This window comes from Streptomyces sp. NPDC001406 (assembly GCF_042895285.1).
Taxonomy (GTDB): domain Bacteria; phylum Actinomycetota; class Actinomycetes; order Streptomycetales; family Streptomycetaceae; genus Streptomyces.
On the sequence record NZ_JBIAWG010000005.1, the window covers coordinates 93,150 to 109,327 of the forward strand.

A 16,178-nucleotide genomic window follows, 5' to 3' on the forward strand; every position below is an offset into this window, starting at 1 on the left:
GAGCGGACGTCGGCCTGTCTGGCTCGGCGACCGGTTGTGCTGTCCGGCATCGGTTCTGTCTCTGTGAACCAAGCCGGGGCGGTGGTCCGCCAAAGCGGCGGAAGAGATATCTGGTGATGGCGCTTCCCCGACGGGCCGTGGCACCCAGTGTCACGCGGCGCGGTCGCACCGATTCCGGAGTGTGCCCAGTGGCCCGCTCAGTGCCCGCGTACGGCGTACTGCCCAGGTACGGCGTACGGAATACGGAGTGGCTTGGGAGACTCCCGGAAGAATGTCTGTCCCGGACGGGGACACGAAGCACCTCGCCATGGTGGGGTCGGGTGCAGACTTGAGGTTAACACTACCGGATCCAACAAACATTCCCCCTCTCCAAATCCGGCAACCGTGTGTCAGGTCGCAAGCGGCAGCACGCTCGCTCCCTGGACATCCAGGCTCAGCCGGTTGGCGGCCCAGTCCACGCCGGCCAGGGCCTCCACCTTGTCGGCGGTCCCGGCGTCGGCCAGTGCCATGACGGTGGGCCCGGCGCCCGAGATGACGGCCGGGATCCCGTCGGCGCGCAGCCGCTCCACCAGCGCGGCGCTCTCCGGCATGGCCGGGGCGCGGTACTCCTGGTGGAGGCGGTCCTCGGTGGCGGGCAGCAGCAGCTCGGGGCGCCTGGTCAGGGCCTCTACGAGCAGGGCGGCACGGCCCGCGTTGGCGGCGGCGTCGACGTGCGGCACGGTGCGCGGCAGCAGGCCGCGCGCGGTCTCGGTCAGGACCGGCTTTCCGGGCACGAAAACCACCGGAACGATGGAATCGTTGGGCTCCATCCTGATGGCCCGCGCGGCGCCGCCCTCCATCCAGGAGAGCGTGAAACCGCCCAGCAGACAGGCCGCGACGTTGTCGGGGTGGCCCTCGATCTCCGTGGCGAGTTCGAGCAGGGCCGTGTCGTCGAGCTTCGCCTCTCCGCCTATGGTCACGGCGCGGGCGGCGACGATGCCGGCGCAGATGGCGGCGGAGGAGGAGCCCAGGCCGCGGCCGTGCGGAATGCGGTTGGCGCAGACGATTTCCAGGCCGCGGGGCTGCCCGCCCAGCAGATCGAAGGCGGTGCGCAGGGACCGTACGAGAAGGTGACTCTCGTCTCGCGGCAGCGTCTCGCTGCCCTCACCCGCGATGTCGATGTGCAGCCCGGAGTCGGCCACCCGGACGACGACGTCGTCGTAGAGCCCCAGCGCGAGGCCGAGGGCGTCGAAGCCCGGGCCGAGGTTGGCGCTGGTGGCGGGGACGCGCACCCGGACGGCGGCGGCGCGGAACGCTGGACCGGCCATCGCTCGATGACTCTCCTTGAGCTGCGTGATTGTCGAATGACATTCGATAGGGATGTGAGGACCCTCGGGCCGCTGAAACGGCGCGGCGCCCTGCCTGATGCGCAGGCATATGCGGCGGGCGGGTTGACTACAGCCTATCGAAGGAAGGTTCTGTGGCGACATAGGGCGCACAGGAGGCGCACGATGCGTGTCGCAAGCCCCCTGTGCCCCCCTTCTAGGGACTTCCCAGATTAGGACGCCACGAGCGGTTCTCAGGTTGCCCGGGGGCGTTCCCCGAGCGCACCCGGAGCAGGCCACGGGCGGGCCTGCCTCGGGCGTCGGGCCTCAGGCGACAAGCCTCAGACCTCAGACCTCGAACCTCAGGCGAGGCCCAGCCGCTCGGCCGCCGCCACCGCGTCGACCGGAACGGTGACCGGCTGCGGTGCGCCGGCGACGGCCCAGTCCGGGTCCTTGAGGCCGTTGCCGGTGACCGTGCACACGATCCGCTGACCCGGGTCGACCTTGCCCTGCTCGGCGGCCTTCAGCAGACCGGCCACCGAAGCGGCGGACGCGGGCTCCACGAAAACACCTTCCTGCGCGGCCAACAGCCGGTAGGCGCGCAGGATTTCACGGTCCGTCACCTCGTCGATGAGACCGCCGGACTCGTCCCGCGCCGCCAGTGCGTACTGCCAGGACGCCGGGTTGCCGATACGGATGGCGGTGGCGATCGTCGAGGGGTCCTTGACGACCTCGCCGCGCACGATCGGCGCACTGCCGGAGGCCTGGAAGCCCCACATGCGCGGAGTCCTGGTCGACACGCCGTCGGCGGCGTACTCCCGGTACCCCCTCCAGTACGCGGTGATGTTGCCCGCGTTGCCCACCGGCAGCACATGGATGTCCGGGGCGTCGCCCAGCATGTCCACGATCTCGAAGGCGGCCGTCTTCTGACCCTCGATACGCACCGGGTTCACCGAATTGACCAGCGCCACGGGGTAGTTGTCGCTCAGATTGCGGGCGAGCGTGAGGCAGTCGTCGAAGTTGCCGTCGACCTGGAGGATCTTCGCGCCGTGCACGAGGGCCTGGCCCATCTTGCCGAGCGCGATCTTCCCGCGCGGCACCAGTACGGCGCAGACCATCCCGGCACGCACGGCGTAGGCGGCGGCGGAGGCGGACGTATTGCCCGTGGAGGCGCAGATGACCGCCTTGGCCCCCTCCTCCTTGGCCTTGCTGATGGCCATGGTCATACCGCGGTCCTTGAAGGACCCGGTCGGATTCGCGCCCTCCACCTTGAGGTGGACCTCGCAGCCCGTGCGCTCGGAGAGCACCTGCGCGGGCACGAGGGGCGTGCCGCCCTCGCGGAGCGTCACGACCGGCGTGGTGTCGGATACCGGCAGCCGGTCCCGGTACTCCTCGATGATTCCGCGCCACTGGTGGGTCATTGCTGGTTACTCTCCTTCAACCCGCATGATGCTGGCGACACCCCGCACGGTGTCGAGCTTGCGCAGCGCCTCGACGGTCCCGGTCAGGGAGGCGTCGGACGCGCGGTGGGTGACGACGACGAGGGAGGCCTCGCCGTCCTTGCCCTGCTGCCGAACCGTATCGATCGACACCCCGTGCTCGGCGAAGACGGTCGCCACCTGGGCGAGAACACCCGGTTTGTCGGCGACGTCGAGGCTGATGTGGTAGCGGGTCACGACCTCGCCCATGGGCGAGACGGGCAGCGCGGCATACGCCGACTCGCCGGGCCCCGTTGCCCCGCTGAGCCGGTTGCGGCAGACGGCGACGAGGTCGCCGAGAACGGCAGAGGCGGTGGGAGCGCCGCCCGCGCCCGGGCCGTAGAACATGAGCTGCCCGGCGGCATCCGACTCGACGAACACGGCGTTGTACGCGCCGCGCACGGAGGCGAGCGGGTGGCTCAGCGGAATCATCGCGGGGTGCACGCGCGCGGTGACCGAGCCCCCGTCCGCGGCCCGCTCGCAGATGGCGAGCAGCTTGATGGTGCAGCCCATCTCCTTCGCCGAGGCGAAGTCGGCCGCGGTGACCTCGGTCATGCCCTCGCGGTAGACGTCGTCGAGGCGCACGCGTGTGTGGAAGGCGATACCGGCGAGGATCGCGGCCTTGGCGGCGGCGTCGAAGGCCTCGACGTCGGCGGTGGGGTCGGCTTCCGCGTACCCGAGCGCAGTCGCCTCGTCGAGGGCCTCCTGGTAGCCCGCCCCCGTGGAGTCCATCTTGTCGAGGATGAAGTTGGTCGTGCCGTTGACGATGCCGAGCACCCGGTTGACCTTGTCGCCGGCCAGGGACTCGCGCAGCGGCCGGATCAGCGGGATGGCACCGGCGACGGCGGCCTCGTAGTAGAGGTCCTTGCCGTTCGCCTCGGCGGCGGCGTGCAGGGCGGCCCCGTCCTGGGCCAGCAGCGCCTTGTTGGCCGAGACCACGGAGGCCCCGTGCTCGAAGGCGGTGGTGATGAGGCCCCGCGCGGGCTCGATGCCACCGATCACCTCGACCACGACGTCGATGTCGCCGCGTTTGACGAGGGCGGTCGCGTCGGTGGTGACGAGAGCCGGGTCGATGCCTTCCCGGACCTTGGACGGCCGCCGTACGGCGACGCCGGCCAGTTCCACCGGGGCACCGATCCGCGCGGCGAGGTCTTCGGCGTGCGTCGTCATGATGCGCGCCACCTCTGAGCCGACAACCCCACAGCCCAGCAGCGCCACCTTCAGCGGACGCGTACGCATCATCCGACCTCGTTTCCTCATACCGTCTACGGTTGCACCAGTCTCACTCACCGGACGGGAGTTTCTACCCTTCGTCCGGATCGTGAGATATCTATTTCATTCTGCCGGGACAGAGAGACCGGAGATCTTCCGGTCCCGTTTCTTTGCTGCTCAGCCGACGTCGAGACGCAGGAGGTCCTCCTCCGTCTCGCGGCGGACGATCACCCGGGCCTCGCCGTCGTTCACCGCGACGACGGGCGGCCGGAGCACATGGTTGTAGTTGCTGGCCATGGACCGGCAGTAGGCACCGGTGGCCGGGATCGCGATGAGGTCACCCGGTGCCAGGTCGGCCGGCAGGAACGCGTCCTTGACCACGATGTCCCCGCTCTCGCAGTGCTTGCCGACGACGCGCACGAGCATGGGCTCGGCGTCGGAGGTGCGGGAGGCGAGGGCGACGCTGTACTCGGCGTCGTAGAGAGCGGTGCGGATGTTGTCCGACATGCCGCCGTCGACGGAGACGTACGTACGCAGCCCGTCGAGGGGCTTGATGGTGCCGACCTCGTAGAGCGTGAAGGCGGTGGGCCCGACGATGGCACGCCCGGGCTCGACGGAGATACGGGGAGTGCGCAGCCTGGCGGACTCGCACTCGCGGCTGACGATCTCGGTCAGCGCCTTGGCGATCTCATGGGGCTCACGCGGATCGTCGTCACTCGTGTACGCGATCCCGAGGCCGCCCCCGAGGTCGATCTCGGGCAGCTCGACACCGTGCTCGTCCCGGATGTCCTTCAGCAGGCCCACCACGCGATGGGCGGCGACCTCGAACCCGGACATGTCGAAGATCTGCGACCCGATGTGCGAGTGGATCCCGATCAGCTCCAGCCCGTCGAGCCGAAGGGCACGCCGCACGGCCTCCGCCGCCTGCCCGCCGGCCAGCGGGATCCCGAACTTCTGGTCCTCATGGGCGGTGGCGATGAACTCGTGCGTGTGAGCCTCGACGCCGACGGTGATCCGGATCTGCACGCGCTGCCGCTTCCCGAGCGACTCGGCGACATGGGCGACGCGCGCGATCTCCTGGAAGGAATCGAGAACGATCCGCCCCACACCCGCGTCGACGGCCCGCTCGATCTCGGCGACGGACTTGTTGTTGCCGTGGAAGGCGATGCGGTCGGCGGGCATACCGGCGGAGAGGGCGGTGGCCAGCTCACCGCCGGAGCACACGTCGAGGTTGAGCCCCTCCTCGTGCAGCCACCGCACGACAGCACGCGAGAGGAACGCCTTCCCGGCGTAGAAGACATCGGCGTCCTGCCCGAAAGCCGTACGCCACGCCCGGGCCCGGGCCCGGAAGTCGGCCTCGTCGAGGACGTAGGCGGGCGTACCGAACTCCTCGGCAATCCGCTTCACGTCGATGCCGCCGACGCTGACGACACCCTGCTGATCACGGGTGACGGTCTGGGCCCACACCTTGGCGTCGAGGGCGTTGAGGTCGGCGGGCGGGGCGGAGTAGTGCCCCTCGGTGAGGACATCGGCGTGACGGGGCCCGGCGGGATGTGCGGAACGGCTCATGTCTATGGCTCTCTGTGGGCTCTCTGGGCGTTGCTTCTGTTTCTTCTGCGGGCGCGCTCAGAGGTGATCGGGTGCGTCGATACCGAGCAGGGACAGGCCACCGGCCAGCACCGTCCCGGCGGCTTCGGCGAGGGCGAGCCGGGCACGGTGGGCGGCCGAGGGTTTCTCGTCCCCGTACGGAAGCACGGCAGGCAGAAAAGGCAGAGCGGCATCGGCGACGGTGACGAGATGCCGGGCGAGCCGGTCCGGGGCACGGTGGGTGGCGGCCGCGGTGACGATACGGGGGTAGTCGGCGAGGGCGCCGACGAGATCGCGTACCTCTACGTCCCTGATATCCGCGATGTCGCCAGGCTCGGCGTCGAAACCGAGCCGGGCGGCATTGCGGCTGAGCGCCCGGGTGCGGGCATGGGCGTACCGGACACGGAAGAGAGGATTCCCCTCGCGCTGCACGAGATGGTCGGCGGTGATCCGCGGCCGGTCGTGCGGCGCGGGGTGGAGCAGGGCCCAGCGGGCGGCATCGGGGCCGAGCGGGGCGGGGTCCTCCGGGGCGGGGACGGGCCGCAGATTGACGGGCTCACGGTGATCGATCTCCACCCGCCCACCCTGAGCGGCAACGATCCGCACGAGCACGTCGGCAACGACCTCGGCACGGGCTTCGTACGGCACACGCAACTCGACGACTTCCCCGGCAAGGGCATCGCCGTGGCCGTACGCCTCCCCGCGCTCCCGGATCTCCCGAACCAGGGAGCCAACGGGATCGGCCTCACCCGCCAGACAGATGTTGATGAACCCGGGCCCGGTGACGACGACGTCACCGACCCCCTCGGCCCGCACGAGATGCGGCCGCAGAATCTCGGCGACGCGCAACGGCGGCTGTCCGGCGGGCCGGGCGAGCTGGAGCGCGATGTTGGTGGCGTAGTCGCCACACCCCCCGGGCCCCGGCGGCGTGACCACGACCCGCTCCGGAACGGTCACACTCAGCTCCCCTTCATCAACAGCACGACGCACCGCGCGCAGTACGGTGCGGGAGAGCTCGACGGGGGTCACGGGACAAGCGTATGGGAGGAGGGGGGTGGGTATGCGAGTCGGTTTGGGGTGGGGTCCGGGATGTGGACGGGGTGGGGGCGGGCTTGGGGGCGGACTTGCGGACTTTGGGTTGGCTCTTTGGGTTGGCTTGGGGTGGCCTTGGGCCGGCTCGGGGGCTGATCTTGGGTTGGCGCGGGGTTGGCGCGGGGTTGGCCTGGGGTCGATCAATGCCTCTATGCGCAGGCGCTCTCAGGATCTCTCGGGCGCGGCGCTGTGTGGATCAGGCACCGGCCCGACCGGCACGCTCCGTCGAAAGCCCGACCTGTTCCTCTCCGGAATCGAAGGAGCCACCAAGGACAGGCTCCCCCTCGTCCCCGCCGACCGGCCCGCCACGCCCCCGCTCGATCAACTGCCTTACGACGCTCACGAGTTCGGCGGGCTCGAACGGCTTGGCGAGAAAGGCGTCGACCCCGATGTCCAGCCCGCCCTCGACCTCGTACTGGGTGCAGGCACTGACGATGGCGAGGGGAAGATCACGAGTCCGGGGGTCGGCACGCAGCAGGGCGGCGGTCCGCAGGCCGTCCAGCCGGGGCATGACCACGTCCAGGGTCACGACATCGGGCCGCACCTCATGAACCACATCCAGACACTCGGCACCATCGGCCGCGGTCACGACCTCAAGCCCCTCCAGCTCAAGATTGACCCTGATCAGCTGCCGGATGACCTTGTTGTCGTCCACAACAAGCACCCGACCCGACGCGCCCGGCACAACTCGAGAGTAGGTCCGCACCGGCCACCGCGTCCGGCTTTTCCCCACTTCCACCCACGCGAGCGAGGCCCCCTCTCCGTCCAGCCGTAAACCCGTTCATGAACACCCCGAGGGAGCTGGTAGTGTTCTACCCGTCGCCAGGAGCGAACAGCTCCACAGCGGACGCCCCCGTAGCTCAGGGGATAGAGCAACGGCCTCCGGAGCCGTGTGCGCAGGTTCGAATCCTGCCGGGGGCACTTCGCCTCAACCAGCACAGTCATGTGGTTGACCAGCGCAGATGCCAAGCATGAAGAGCGGGAGCCAGTCTCACTGGGTCCCGCTCTTTGTCGTTGCCGCGCGCTGATCGCGGTAGACCTGCGATAGACCCCCTCTGCGGGCGAGATCCGCATTACGGGATCAGATGTGAACGACATACGCCAAGATGTTGCCTCATGGAGAACGGTGGGGGCTCCGGCCAGAGACAGGCACGCGCCGGTCTGGCGTACCTGGCGTTTGCCCTGATAGGCGCAGGTGCTGCGATTGGCCTTGCCCTGATCTTTCACTTGGGAGAAGCGGAAGCTGCGGTGACCGTTGCTTCAGGTCTGGCGCCAGCCTACTTAGCTTGGTCGGCATACCGTGTCGACCGGCGCGAAGCGTCCGACATAGCAGATAGCCGACGACGCGTTCGACAAGCAGAACAGGGCTTGGAGCGCGCTCTGCGTCCGTCAGGTTCCGTCACTCTGACATACGGCGACGCAGAGATCACGGTTCGCGGTGGTGAGAATGCCTCCGACCTGGTCCAGCAACTGCAACAGTTCCTAGACCGAGGTGATGGTAGTCCGACCGGAAACGGAAGCCCCGAGCCTACGGACGCAAACGGGCGTGAAGACTCCGTTTCAAGGGATCCAAGCACGCGAGCGGAAGCCGTCCCACCCAATGAACGAAACCTACTCACGCTGTCGGAGCTATGGACCCTGACGCACGCCAGGCTGGATCACTATCACGGCATCGCACTGAGTCAGGCCAAGCGGTCGTTCCGCAATGCCCAGATAGCTATGGGGATCGGCTTCACTCTTCTATTTGCCTTCGTCATCGTTGCGCTGACGGCCAGCACGACGACGGGCAGCGTTGTGGCTGGGGCCTTGGGCGGAGTGTCAGCTGCCTTGGCCGGCTACGTCAGCGGGACGTTCGTCCGGTCTCAAGAAGCCTCAGCTGGACACCTGCGGGCCTACTTTGAGCAGCCGCTTGAGTTCGCACGCTACCTGGCTGCCGAACGCCTAGCGGCTGACGCCAAGCTGAGTGACGCGCAACGGGCGGAAATTGTTACCTCTCTGGTCCAAGCCATGGTTTCGGGTACGACGGCCTCACCGCCGAATGCCAGCGCGGATACTCCACCCAGCACGACATAGAGCAGATATCCACCCGAGAGAGCGCACCCCGGCGCCAATGGGTCCCGCTCTCTCGTTGTTTGGCGCTGCTCACAATAGATCCGCTCTAGGCGTCGGCCCCATCCTCCCCTCCCCACCCCATCGCCTTTTCGATCTTCTTGTTGTCCTCAGCTTCACTGTTGTCGAGGCAGCCCGCGTAGTGGCGGTCGATGACCTCCGGGGAGGTGCCCGCGCGGCGGGCTACCTCCGCAACGGGAAGACCGGAGCGGAGCCAGTCAGTTGATGCACGTGGCGCGCCCGTCGTAGGGCTTCTGGGCCAGCGGGGACGTGACCTTGTGCAGCGGGAAGGCGAGGGGCCGCGCCTCCTGCCAGACGCGCCAGTAGCTGGACGTGCCGACCAGGCCGCCCCGCTCGTTCTGGAACAGCCGGCCGTCGGCCGCGGTGCCGAACTCCTTCACGTGCGCCTGGAGCATCGCTACCAAGATGGGCGGAATCGGCACCGGGCGGTCTGCCTCGGGGTCCCGCATCTTCAGTCCGCGCGTGTCGTGCCGGTCGCCTGAGTCGGTCCATTTCTTGCCCGACGTGTTTCCCGAAGGGTGAGCGCGCCCCAACCCGTTTGCGGCAAGTGGCAGTCCGCCAGTCACAGCCCCACGACTTCCGCCGAGCGCATCGCGGCGTACAGGATGCAGCCGAAGGAGGCACCAGACGCCTTCCTCGGTTTCGGTGTACCGACCCAACATAGGAGACGGCCGTCAGGAACTCCCGCCCCTGTACTGCGTTCATGAGTACTCGCGGGTCGATCGGACCACTAGCAGCAGTGGCGGGCCGCTCCAATCCAGCAAGTGGGCTTTCGTCCAGGTACTCCTTTCGGATCGCGTACGCCATGGCGGCGTTGAAGCAGCGCCGACGACGCTTGTACGTGTCCTTGGCAGCCAACTTGCCATCCAGCCTGTAGGCCAGCCGGTAATGGACGTCCTCAGCGATGCTGGATTCCCTCAGAGCCGATAGAGGGAGGGAATTCTCCGCGAGCCACGTGCAGACCTTCTCCAGGTCTGGCGCTCATGCCTGGGCATGGGCCAGCGGCTCCGTAAGGTCCGGGCTCTCAGCCGCCGACCAGGGCGACGAGCTTGATGAAGACCAGGTCTGGATCGGTGGTGAGATCCACGACTTCGTCCAGGTCCTCGACCTGGCGGTCGCCGGCCAGGACGAAGAAGCCGTTGGACAGGAAGGCGCGCTCGGCGATGTCCGCCTGGCGCTGCCAGTCGATGCGGCGGGGTTCGCGGAGTCGGTAGCCGTTCAGCTCTGTCTCGGCGTCGTCGGGGCGGACGAGGCCGTTGAAGGGGTTGGTCGGGCGGGCGTTGTGCCGGGCGGCCTCCTCGCGGACCCGGAGTCTGATCAGCTCCCGTACGGTCATCCGTTCGGGCTGGCCGGCGACCTCCCACTCGGTGAGCGGCTTGCCTGTCGCGGTCTCGTCCCGGAACGTCACGGTGGCCATCAGGCACCTCGCTTGATCTGCTTGAGAATGGACTCGTCGGTGATCTTCGTGTCGGCGGCGAGCAGGAACGCCTTGCTGAGGATCAGGGAGAGACGTTCGTCCTCGAACGGCAGGAAGACCTTGCCGTCGCCCTTGCCGCGTGACGGGACGATGCACAGGTAGGCGTCGTCCGGTTCCATCAGGATGTTGGCCGAGCCCAGATGAATCTTGTACGTGCGCAGATGCCCGCGGACCAGCAGGAAGCGGCCGTCGAGCGTGCACCGGGCGGCGATCTTCAGGCGCGGCAGGATTCGTTCCAGGGCCTCGCGGCGGATCTCGGCGCTCGCCGTCAGAGCACCGAACGTGGCCGTCCGCCAGTACGCGGCGTAGCGGTCCTCGCCCCGGTCGGTCCAGTCGGGATCGGCGGCGATCGAGGTCACGCCGACGAAGAGGTCGACGTCGCGCATCGCCTCGCTGAACACCAGCGGGGGTACCTCCGCCAGCGGAACCTCCCGCCAGCGCCGGCCGTCGCGCCGCTCGAAGCGGACCTGGTCCGTCGCGGCGTGCTCGGGCGCGTAGCCGCCGCCGTCGTCCGCGGCGGGCTCGTGGTGGAAGCAGGCCCGCCACTCGCCGTCGCCGAACTCGGCCCTTGCCTCCCCGTCGTGGCCGCCGTCGTACCGGCCGAGGAAGTTGGCCTGCCAGCCGCGTTCCTTGAACAGCGCGTAGAGCTGCCGGTAGTGGACGATGTGGGCGGCGAACCGGTTGGAGTAGGTGCCGGTCTCCTCCTCCGCCGGGGTGAGCAGGTAGATCTCCCGGAAGGCCTGTTTGAACGGCTGCCGCAGCCGCTCGGCGACGAGCCGCTCCCGCCACGCCCTGATGTCGTTCGTCGACGCCCGGATCGGATGCCACAGCCGGACGCGCTCGGGCTCGCCGGGCGGCTCGGCCATCGGTGCCACCGCGCGCCACTCGCCGTCCGAGTCCTGGAACTCCCATATCAGGCCGCGGACGAGAGTCCCGGTGACCGGATGGTCGCGGTAGTGGCGGCACCACTCGTCGTACGGCCATTCGCGCCCGGCCGACATCAGCGCCTCGACGCGGGCCCGCTCGGCCGACAGTGTCCCCCGCACCTCCTTGGCCAGGGTCCTCAACTCCTGGAGTTCGTCCGGGAAGCCGTCCTTCACCGCCGCCGGAGCTGTGCGGGACGTCCCCCCGTCGGGGCGTGTGAAGGTGAGCCGCACGGTCGCCGCTTCCTCGATCGCCACCCGTACCCGGTGTCCGCCCAACTCCCGTTCCAGCGAGCCGCCCGGCGTCAGGCCGTGGTCCGGCACGCTGCGCTCGACGAGCTGCTCCGCCGTGATGCCCTGCTTCCCGGCTGCCCTCACCAGCGCGGTGTCGAGCTGCTTGCGCAGAGCCCGGTGCTTGATCCGGGACCGCAACCGCCACAGGGCCTCCAGAGAGGCCGGATCGCCGGTCTCGGCCAGCGCGTTGATCGCCGCGCCCGTGAGCTTGAGGTCCTGCGTCACGTCGCTTCGGGGGCCGCCGGTCCGCAGGGCGAGCGCGCCGAGGTGCCGCACCGCGGCCGGGCCGCCGGTCAGCGCGGCCGCCCAGACGGCACCGCGCGCCAGGTCGCCGTCGTTCTGGTGGAGGACGTAGTGGTAGTGGTAGTCGCCGTGCAGCCAGCCGGTGTGCGCACCGCTTCTCCTGCTGCACAGCGGATCGTCCTCGGCCAGCGTCCGCAGGACGTCGGCCACGAGGTCCCGCGCCGACGCCGCGTCCGCGAGTTCGAGGCACGTACGCCGCCACCTCTGTGTGGGACGCGGTCCCGACAGGCTCGCCAAGTGCCGTACGAAGCAGGCCAGTTCCGGTGTCGGAGAGGTCTTCGCGCGGTCGCTCAGCGGGACGGCCCAGGGAGCGTCGGCGGGGATCAGTCCCTCGGGGACGCATGCCTCGTCCACGCTCGCGAGCAGCGCGCGCAGGCGCTGGGCGAGCGATGCGTGCGAGCTCGCCCCGACGGTGGTGTCCATGAGCTCCGTGTGTGCGTGCCGCAGCCAGGGCATGACCGCGCGGCGGCCGTCGGCGTCGAGCTGTTCGGCGGCGTTCAGCACCAGCCCCAGCGCACCGGCGAACCAGTGGCCCATGTCGTACTCGGTGGCGCGGAGCAGCATCACCGCGACCTCGTCGGGTGTCCAGCCACGTACCCGCGCGATCAGGGCCCCGATCTCGGCGTCGTACTGCCACAGGCTCGTGTCGTCGAAGCAGGCGGCCAGCATGAGGCACAGGACCGCGGCCCTGCCCTCCTCGTCCGCGCAGGCCGCGAGCCGCCTGTCGATCTCGGCCCGGGTCACCGCGCCCGCCGCCTCGTAGCGCCGGTGGTCCTCGTGTATGGCTCGCCGGAACTCGGTCCGCTGCCGTTCCAGGAGGTCGACGAGCCGACGGACGCGGTGCAGCGCCGCGGACCTCACGTCGTCGAGCGAGTCGTTCCTGCGGGATTCGGCCACCAAGGCGTCGTAAAGCATGGCGGGATGATGGCAGGGGGGACTGACAGTGCGATCGACCCGCGGGTCCACCCCAGAGCCCAGAGTTCAGCCACATCGACAGCTGGTGCTTCCTGCCGCGGGGCGGGCTTGTCTTGCCTCTCCTCCTGCCCCGGCGCACCCTGGTGCCATGGGTGCGCGTGAGGGGCCCACGCTCATTGGGTCCGTGCAGCGGGCGTTTCGGCTGTTGGAGGCCGTGAGTGGGCACGTGAACGGGGCACCGGCCAAGCAGCTGGCGCGGGAGACCGGGTTGCCCCTGGCCACCGCCTATCACCTGCTGCGCACGCTGGTGCACGACGGGTATGTGCGGAAGCTGGACGACGGCGGGTTCGTGCTGGGGGAGCGGTTGCGGGTGCTCACCGACGCCGGTGGCGGGCAGGCGCTGCTCAGCAGGATTCGGCCGACCCTCGCCACGCTGCGCGACGAGCTCTCGGCCGCCGCCTACCTCACCTTCTACGTGGAGGGCGAGATCCGGGTCGCCGAGATCGTCGACGGGCCGCGTGCGCCGCGGGTCGACCTGTGGGTGGGGTTCGAGGACGCCGGGCATGCCACCGCGCTGGGCAAGTCCGTGCTGCGGGAGCTGGACGAGGACTCCCGCATGGATTACCTGTCCCGGCATTCGCTGGCCGATCTCACCCCTCGGACGATCACCGATCGCCCGGAGCTGCTCCGGCGGATCGACGACGCGCCGCTGGCACCGGCGGTCACGGACCTGGAGGAGTATTCGCTCGGCACGGTGTGCGTCGCGGTTCCCGTCTACAGCGGGGACACCCTCGGCTCGCTCGGCGTCTCGCTGCGGGCGGACCAGCTCTCCCGGCTTGAGAAGGTCAGGGCGCTCCTGATTCCGACCGCAAGTCGCGTGACCAGGAGCCTGTCGCTCACTATCTGAAAATCCGCCGCTTGTGGCGGCCCCAGTCCAACCCTTTACCTGGACCGAAAGGACATTCCGGGCGAACATCGCCCTCCTACAGGTGAGGACTGCGGACCGATCATGAGCCAGAGGCGAGACCATGGTGGCGAACGCCGGCGGACCTGGCCCTTCATGGGCCGTGTGGCCGGTCCCGCGCTGTCGGTGGTCCGGGGGCGGACCACCGAGCAGTCGGCCACTGCCCTGCTGCCGCTGCTGCCCGTGCTGGTCGTCACCGCCGTCGTGGCCGTCGACCTCGTCCACGGCGCGGGGCTGACCTGGGTGCCGCTGCTCGCCGCCGGGCCCACGCTGGCCGCCACCACCAACGGGCCCCGCGGAGTCCTGTGCGTGGGCCTGCTGGCCACGGGCCTGGGTACGGCCCTCGGCATCCGTGACCGTGCTCCGGGCCACGAGCTGGCGATCGTACTGGCCGGACTGGTGGCCGTCTCCCTGGCGAGTGCCCTGGCCAGCGCATTGCGCAGGCGCCGGGAACTGGTGCTCGCGGCCGTCCGCTCCGTGGCGGAGGCCGCCCAGCACGCGCTCCTGCAGCCCGTACCGGCGGCCGTCGGCCCGTTCCAGGTGGCCGTCCGCTACAGCGCGGCCGCCGCGGAGGCCCGTATCGGCGGCGATCTGTACGCCCTGGTACCCACCCCGTACGGTGTACGGCTCATCGTCGGCGACGTCCGCGGCAAGGGACTGCCGGCCGTCGGGACCGCCGCTCTCGTCCTGGGTATCTTCCGCGAGGCCGCCTACGACGAGCCCGATCTCCTCGCCGTCGTCGACCGGATCGAACGCAGCCTCGCGCGCAACCTCGGTCAGGACGACTTCGTCACCGCCGTGGTCGCCGGATATCCCGAGCCCGGACGGCTGGAGGTGGTCAACTGCGGCCACGCGCCCCCGCTGCTGGTGCGCGACTCCGAGGTCATCGCCGTCGAGCCCGCCCAGCCCGCCCCGCCCCTCGGGCTGCGCGCCCTCAGCGGTGAGAACCCCCACCTCCAGGTGCTGTCGTTCTCCGACGGGGACCAGCTGCTGCTCTACACGGACGGGGTCACCGAGGCCCGCGACCACGGCCGTGAGTTCTATCCGCTCGCCGACGGTCTGGCGCGGCACGTGTGCCATGAGCCGGCCCGTACGCTGACCGCCCTCCACGACGATCTGCTGGCCCACGTGGGCGGCCGGCTGCATGACGACGCGGCTCTGCTTCTGCTTCGCAAGCCCGACACGGCTGATGTGGCCGATGCGGTCGGCGTGGCTGGTGTGGCTGGTATGGCTGGTGTGGCCGACGTGGGCAATGTTGCCCGTGTGGTGGATCAGTCTGAGCGGGCTCTTGAGCGGAAGGCCACCACCGCCAAGGTCACGCTCCAGCACTGCTGACGCCGGGGGACGTCGGGGCGGCGGGCGTCAGGGCGGCGGGCCGACTGCCCGCCGCTCACGCGGTGCGCTTGCGGGGCGTGGCCTTCTTCGCTGCCGCCTTCGTCGCCTTCTTGGCGGGCGTCTGCTTCGCGGTCGTCTGCTTGGCCGCCGTCTTCTTCGCGGTCGTCTGCTTGGCCGTCGTCTTCTTCGCGGCGCTCTTCGACTTGCTCGCGGACGCAGCCGTCTTCTTCGCCGCGGCCGTCGTCTTCTTGCCGCCCGTCTCCTTGGGTGCGGCCCGGGTCGTTCTGCGCGGCGGGAGCGGGGTGACCTCGGCCCCTGCCTCACCTGCCTCGGCTGCCTCGGCCGTCTCCTCCGTCTCACCGGCCACTTCCTCGCCCCGGGACTCCTTCGCCGCCCGCACGCTCTTCTCCAGGGCCGCCATCAGGTCGAGCACCTTGCCCCCGGGCGCGGGAGCGGGGGCCTCGGGTAGCTCCTCGCCGGCCGCCTTCGCGGCGATGGCCTCTTCCAAGGCCTCGCGGTACTCGTCGTGCAGGTCCTCCAGGTCGACCTCGCCGAGGGTGTCCATCAGGGCGTCCGCGAGGTCGAGTTCCTTGTCGCGGACCGTGACGTCCACGTCCGGGGCGACACCCTCGGGAGCGCGGACCTCGTCCGGCCACAGCAGACCGTGCATCGCGATGGCGTTGCCGACCACGCGCAGCATGCCCAGGCGTTCGCGGCCGCGCAGCGCGTACTTCGCGATGGCCACCTTGTTGCTGCGCTTGAGGGCCTCTCGCAGCAGGGTGTACGGCTTCGCGGCCGGGGCGCCGCCGGCCGCGAGGTAGTACGCGGCGTCCATCTGGAGCGGGTCGATCCGGTCGGCCGGGACGAAGGCGACGATGTCGATGGTCCGTGCGGTGGGGATCGGAAGGTTGGCCAGGTCCTCGTCGGTGATCGGGATGATCGTGCCGTCCGCGTCCTCGTACCCCTTGCCGATCTCCGCGCCGCTGACCTCACGGTCCTCCAGTTCGCAGACCTTGCGGTAGCGGATGCGGCCGCCGTCCTCGGTGTGGATCTGGCGGAACGAGATCGCGTGGCTCTCGGTGGCGTTCACCAGCTTGATCGGGATGCTGACCAGGCCGAAGGAGATGGCGCCGTTCCATATGGATCGCACGTGCAGCACCCTTC

Annotated in this window: 13 protein-coding genes and 1 tRNA gene; 4 read left to right on the forward strand and 10 right to left on the reverse strand. The window is 69.6% G+C overall.

All coding sequences use genetic code 11. The features are described from left to right. Positions 1 to 389 precede the first annotated feature (389 nt). The 6 genes from thrB to ACFY1J_RS13480 all read right to left on the reverse strand — a co-directional run bounded on the left by thrB (position 390) and on the right by ACFY1J_RS13480 (position 7,358). The gene (thrB, locus tag ACFY1J_RS13455; RefSeq protein ID WP_263212677.1) at positions 390 to 1,307 is read right to left on the reverse strand and encodes a homoserine kinase; all 918 of its coding nucleotides are present in this window, start codon (positions 1,305 to 1,307) and stop codon (positions 390 to 392) included. A 359-nt stretch (positions 1,308 to 1,666) separates the two neighbouring features. Then, a complete protein-coding gene (gene thrC, locus ACFY1J_RS13460; protein WP_390708907.1) occupies positions 1,667 to 2,725 on the reverse strand; it encodes a threonine synthase in 1,059 nt (352 codons plus the stop codon). A gap of 6 nt (positions 2,726 to 2,731) precedes the next feature. Further along, positions 2,732 to 4,021, reverse strand: coding sequence for a homoserine dehydrogenase (locus ACFY1J_RS13465; protein WP_390708990.1), 1,290 nt, complete (start codon positions 4,019 to 4,021; stop codon positions 2,732 to 2,734). Positions 4,022 to 4,171: 150 nt separating this feature from the next. After that, a complete protein-coding gene (gene lysA, locus ACFY1J_RS13470) occupies positions 4,172 to 5,563 on the reverse strand; it encodes a diaminopimelate decarboxylase (RefSeq protein WP_390708906.1) in 1,392 nt (463 codons plus the stop codon). A 57-nt stretch (positions 5,564 to 5,620) separates the two neighbouring features. Continuing rightward, positions 5,621 to 6,610, reverse strand: a complete 990-nt coding sequence (gene nrtL, locus ACFY1J_RS13475) for an ArgS-related anticodon-binding protein NrtL (RefSeq protein ID WP_390731244.1) — start codon at positions 6,608 to 6,610, stop codon at positions 5,621 to 5,623. A gap of 259 nt (positions 6,611 to 6,869) precedes the next feature. Then, positions 6,870 to 7,358 carry a response regulator gene (locus tag ACFY1J_RS13480; RefSeq protein ID WP_390731245.1) on the reverse strand — a complete coding sequence of 163 codons (489 nt, stop codon included), beginning with the start codon at positions 7,356 to 7,358 and terminating at the stop codon, positions 6,870 to 6,872. 164 nt (positions 7,359 to 7,522) lie between these two features. On the opposite strand from ACFY1J_RS13480, the gene ACFY1J_RS13485 reads away from it, so the two are divergent. Together ACFY1J_RS13485 and ACFY1J_RS13490 are read left to right on the forward strand one after the other, a co-directional pair. Then, positions 7,523 to 7,594: transfer RNA gene (locus ACFY1J_RS13485), tRNA-Arg, on the forward strand. A 195-nt stretch (positions 7,595 to 7,789) separates the two neighbouring features. Then, positions 7,790 to 8,746 carry a hypothetical protein gene (locus ACFY1J_RS13490; RefSeq protein ID WP_390708903.1) on the forward strand — a complete coding sequence of 319 codons (957 nt, stop codon included), beginning with the start codon at positions 7,790 to 7,792 and terminating at the stop codon, positions 8,744 to 8,746. Between the two features lie 254 nt (positions 8,747 to 9,000). Here ACFY1J_RS13490 and ACFY1J_RS13495 read toward each other — a convergent pair whose 3' ends face one another. The 3 genes from ACFY1J_RS13495 to ACFY1J_RS13505 all read right to left on the reverse strand — a co-directional run bounded on the left by ACFY1J_RS13495 (position 9,001) and on the right by ACFY1J_RS13505 (position 12,715). Next, on the reverse strand, positions 9,001 to 9,198 hold the full coding sequence (locus ACFY1J_RS13495; protein ID WP_390708902.1) for a hypothetical protein: 198 nt from the start codon (positions 9,196 to 9,198) through the stop codon (positions 9,001 to 9,003). A gap of 629 nt (positions 9,199 to 9,827) precedes the next feature. Continuing rightward, positions 9,828 to 10,220: a hypothetical protein gene (locus ACFY1J_RS13500; protein WP_390708901.1), complete on the reverse strand. Its 393-nt coding sequence runs from the start codon at positions 10,218 to 10,220 to the stop codon at positions 9,828 to 9,830. After that, positions 10,220 to 12,715 (reverse strand): DUF4132 domain-containing protein, encoded by a 2,496-nt coding sequence (locus ACFY1J_RS13505; protein WP_390731246.1) that lies wholly within the window; start codon positions 12,713 to 12,715, stop codon positions 10,220 to 10,222. Before ACFY1J_RS13505 ends, ACFY1J_RS13500 begins: the two co-directional genes overlap by 1 nt. Before the next feature lie 148 nt (positions 12,716 to 12,863). On the opposite strand from ACFY1J_RS13505, the gene ACFY1J_RS13510 reads away from it, so the two are divergent. Further along, positions 12,864 to 13,622 (forward strand): IclR family transcriptional regulator, encoded by a 759-nt coding sequence (locus ACFY1J_RS13510; RefSeq protein ID WP_390708899.1) that lies wholly within the window; start codon positions 12,864 to 12,866, stop codon positions 13,620 to 13,622. Between the two features lie 102 nt (positions 13,623 to 13,724). Continuing rightward, entirely contained in the window at positions 13,725 to 15,014 is a 1,290-nt protein-coding gene (locus ACFY1J_RS13515; RefSeq protein WP_390731247.1) for a PP2C family protein-serine/threonine phosphatase, read from the forward strand. 55 nt (positions 15,015 to 15,069) lie between these two features. Here ACFY1J_RS13515 and ACFY1J_RS13520 read toward each other — a convergent pair whose 3' ends face one another. Further along, a complete protein-coding gene (locus tag ACFY1J_RS13520; RefSeq protein WP_390731248.1) occupies positions 15,070 to 16,173 on the reverse strand; it encodes a Ku protein in 1,104 nt (367 codons plus the stop codon). Positions 16,174 to 16,178 lie beyond the last annotated feature (5 nt).

What these genes read in the sequence shown, in the direction of transcription:
- thrB (WP_263212677.1), bottom strand. Translation starts at nt 1,307, where the DNA reads ATGGCCGGTCCAGCGTTCCGCGCCGCCGCCGTCCGGGTGCGCGTCCCC.
- thrC (WP_390708907.1), bottom strand. Translation starts at nt 2,725, where the DNA reads ATGACCCACCAGTGGCGCGGAATCATCGAGGAGTACCGGGACCGGCTG.
- ACFY1J_RS13465 (WP_390708990.1), bottom strand. Translation starts at nt 4,021, where the DNA reads ATGCGTACGCGTCCGCTGAAGGTGGCGCTGCTGGGCTGTGGGGTTGTC.
- lysA (WP_390708906.1), bottom strand. Translation starts at nt 5,563, where the DNA reads ATGAGCCGTTCCGCACATCCCGCCGGGCCCCGTCACGCCGATGTCCTC.
- ACFY1J_RS13490 (WP_390708903.1), top strand. Translation starts at nt 7,790, where the DNA reads ATGGAGAACGGTGGGGGCTCCGGCCAGAGACAGGCACGCGCCGGTCTG.
- ACFY1J_RS13495 (WP_390708902.1), bottom strand. Translation starts at nt 9,198, where the DNA reads ATGCTCCAGGCGCACGTGAAGGAGTTCGGCACCGCGGCCGACGGCCGG.
- ACFY1J_RS13500 (WP_390708901.1), bottom strand. Translation starts at nt 10,220, where the DNA reads ATGGCCACCGTGACGTTCCGGGACGAGACCGCGACAGGCAAGCCGCTC.
- ACFY1J_RS13505 (WP_390731246.1), bottom strand. Translation starts at nt 12,715, where the DNA reads ATGCTTTACGACGCCTTGGTGGCCGAATCCCGCAGGAACGACTCGCTC.
- ACFY1J_RS13510 (WP_390708899.1), top strand. Translation starts at nt 12,864, where the DNA reads ATGGGTGCGCGTGAGGGGCCCACGCTCATTGGGTCCGTGCAGCGGGCG.
- ACFY1J_RS13515 (WP_390731247.1), top strand. Translation starts at nt 13,725, where the DNA reads ATGAGCCAGAGGCGAGACCATGGTGGCGAACGCCGGCGGACCTGGCCC.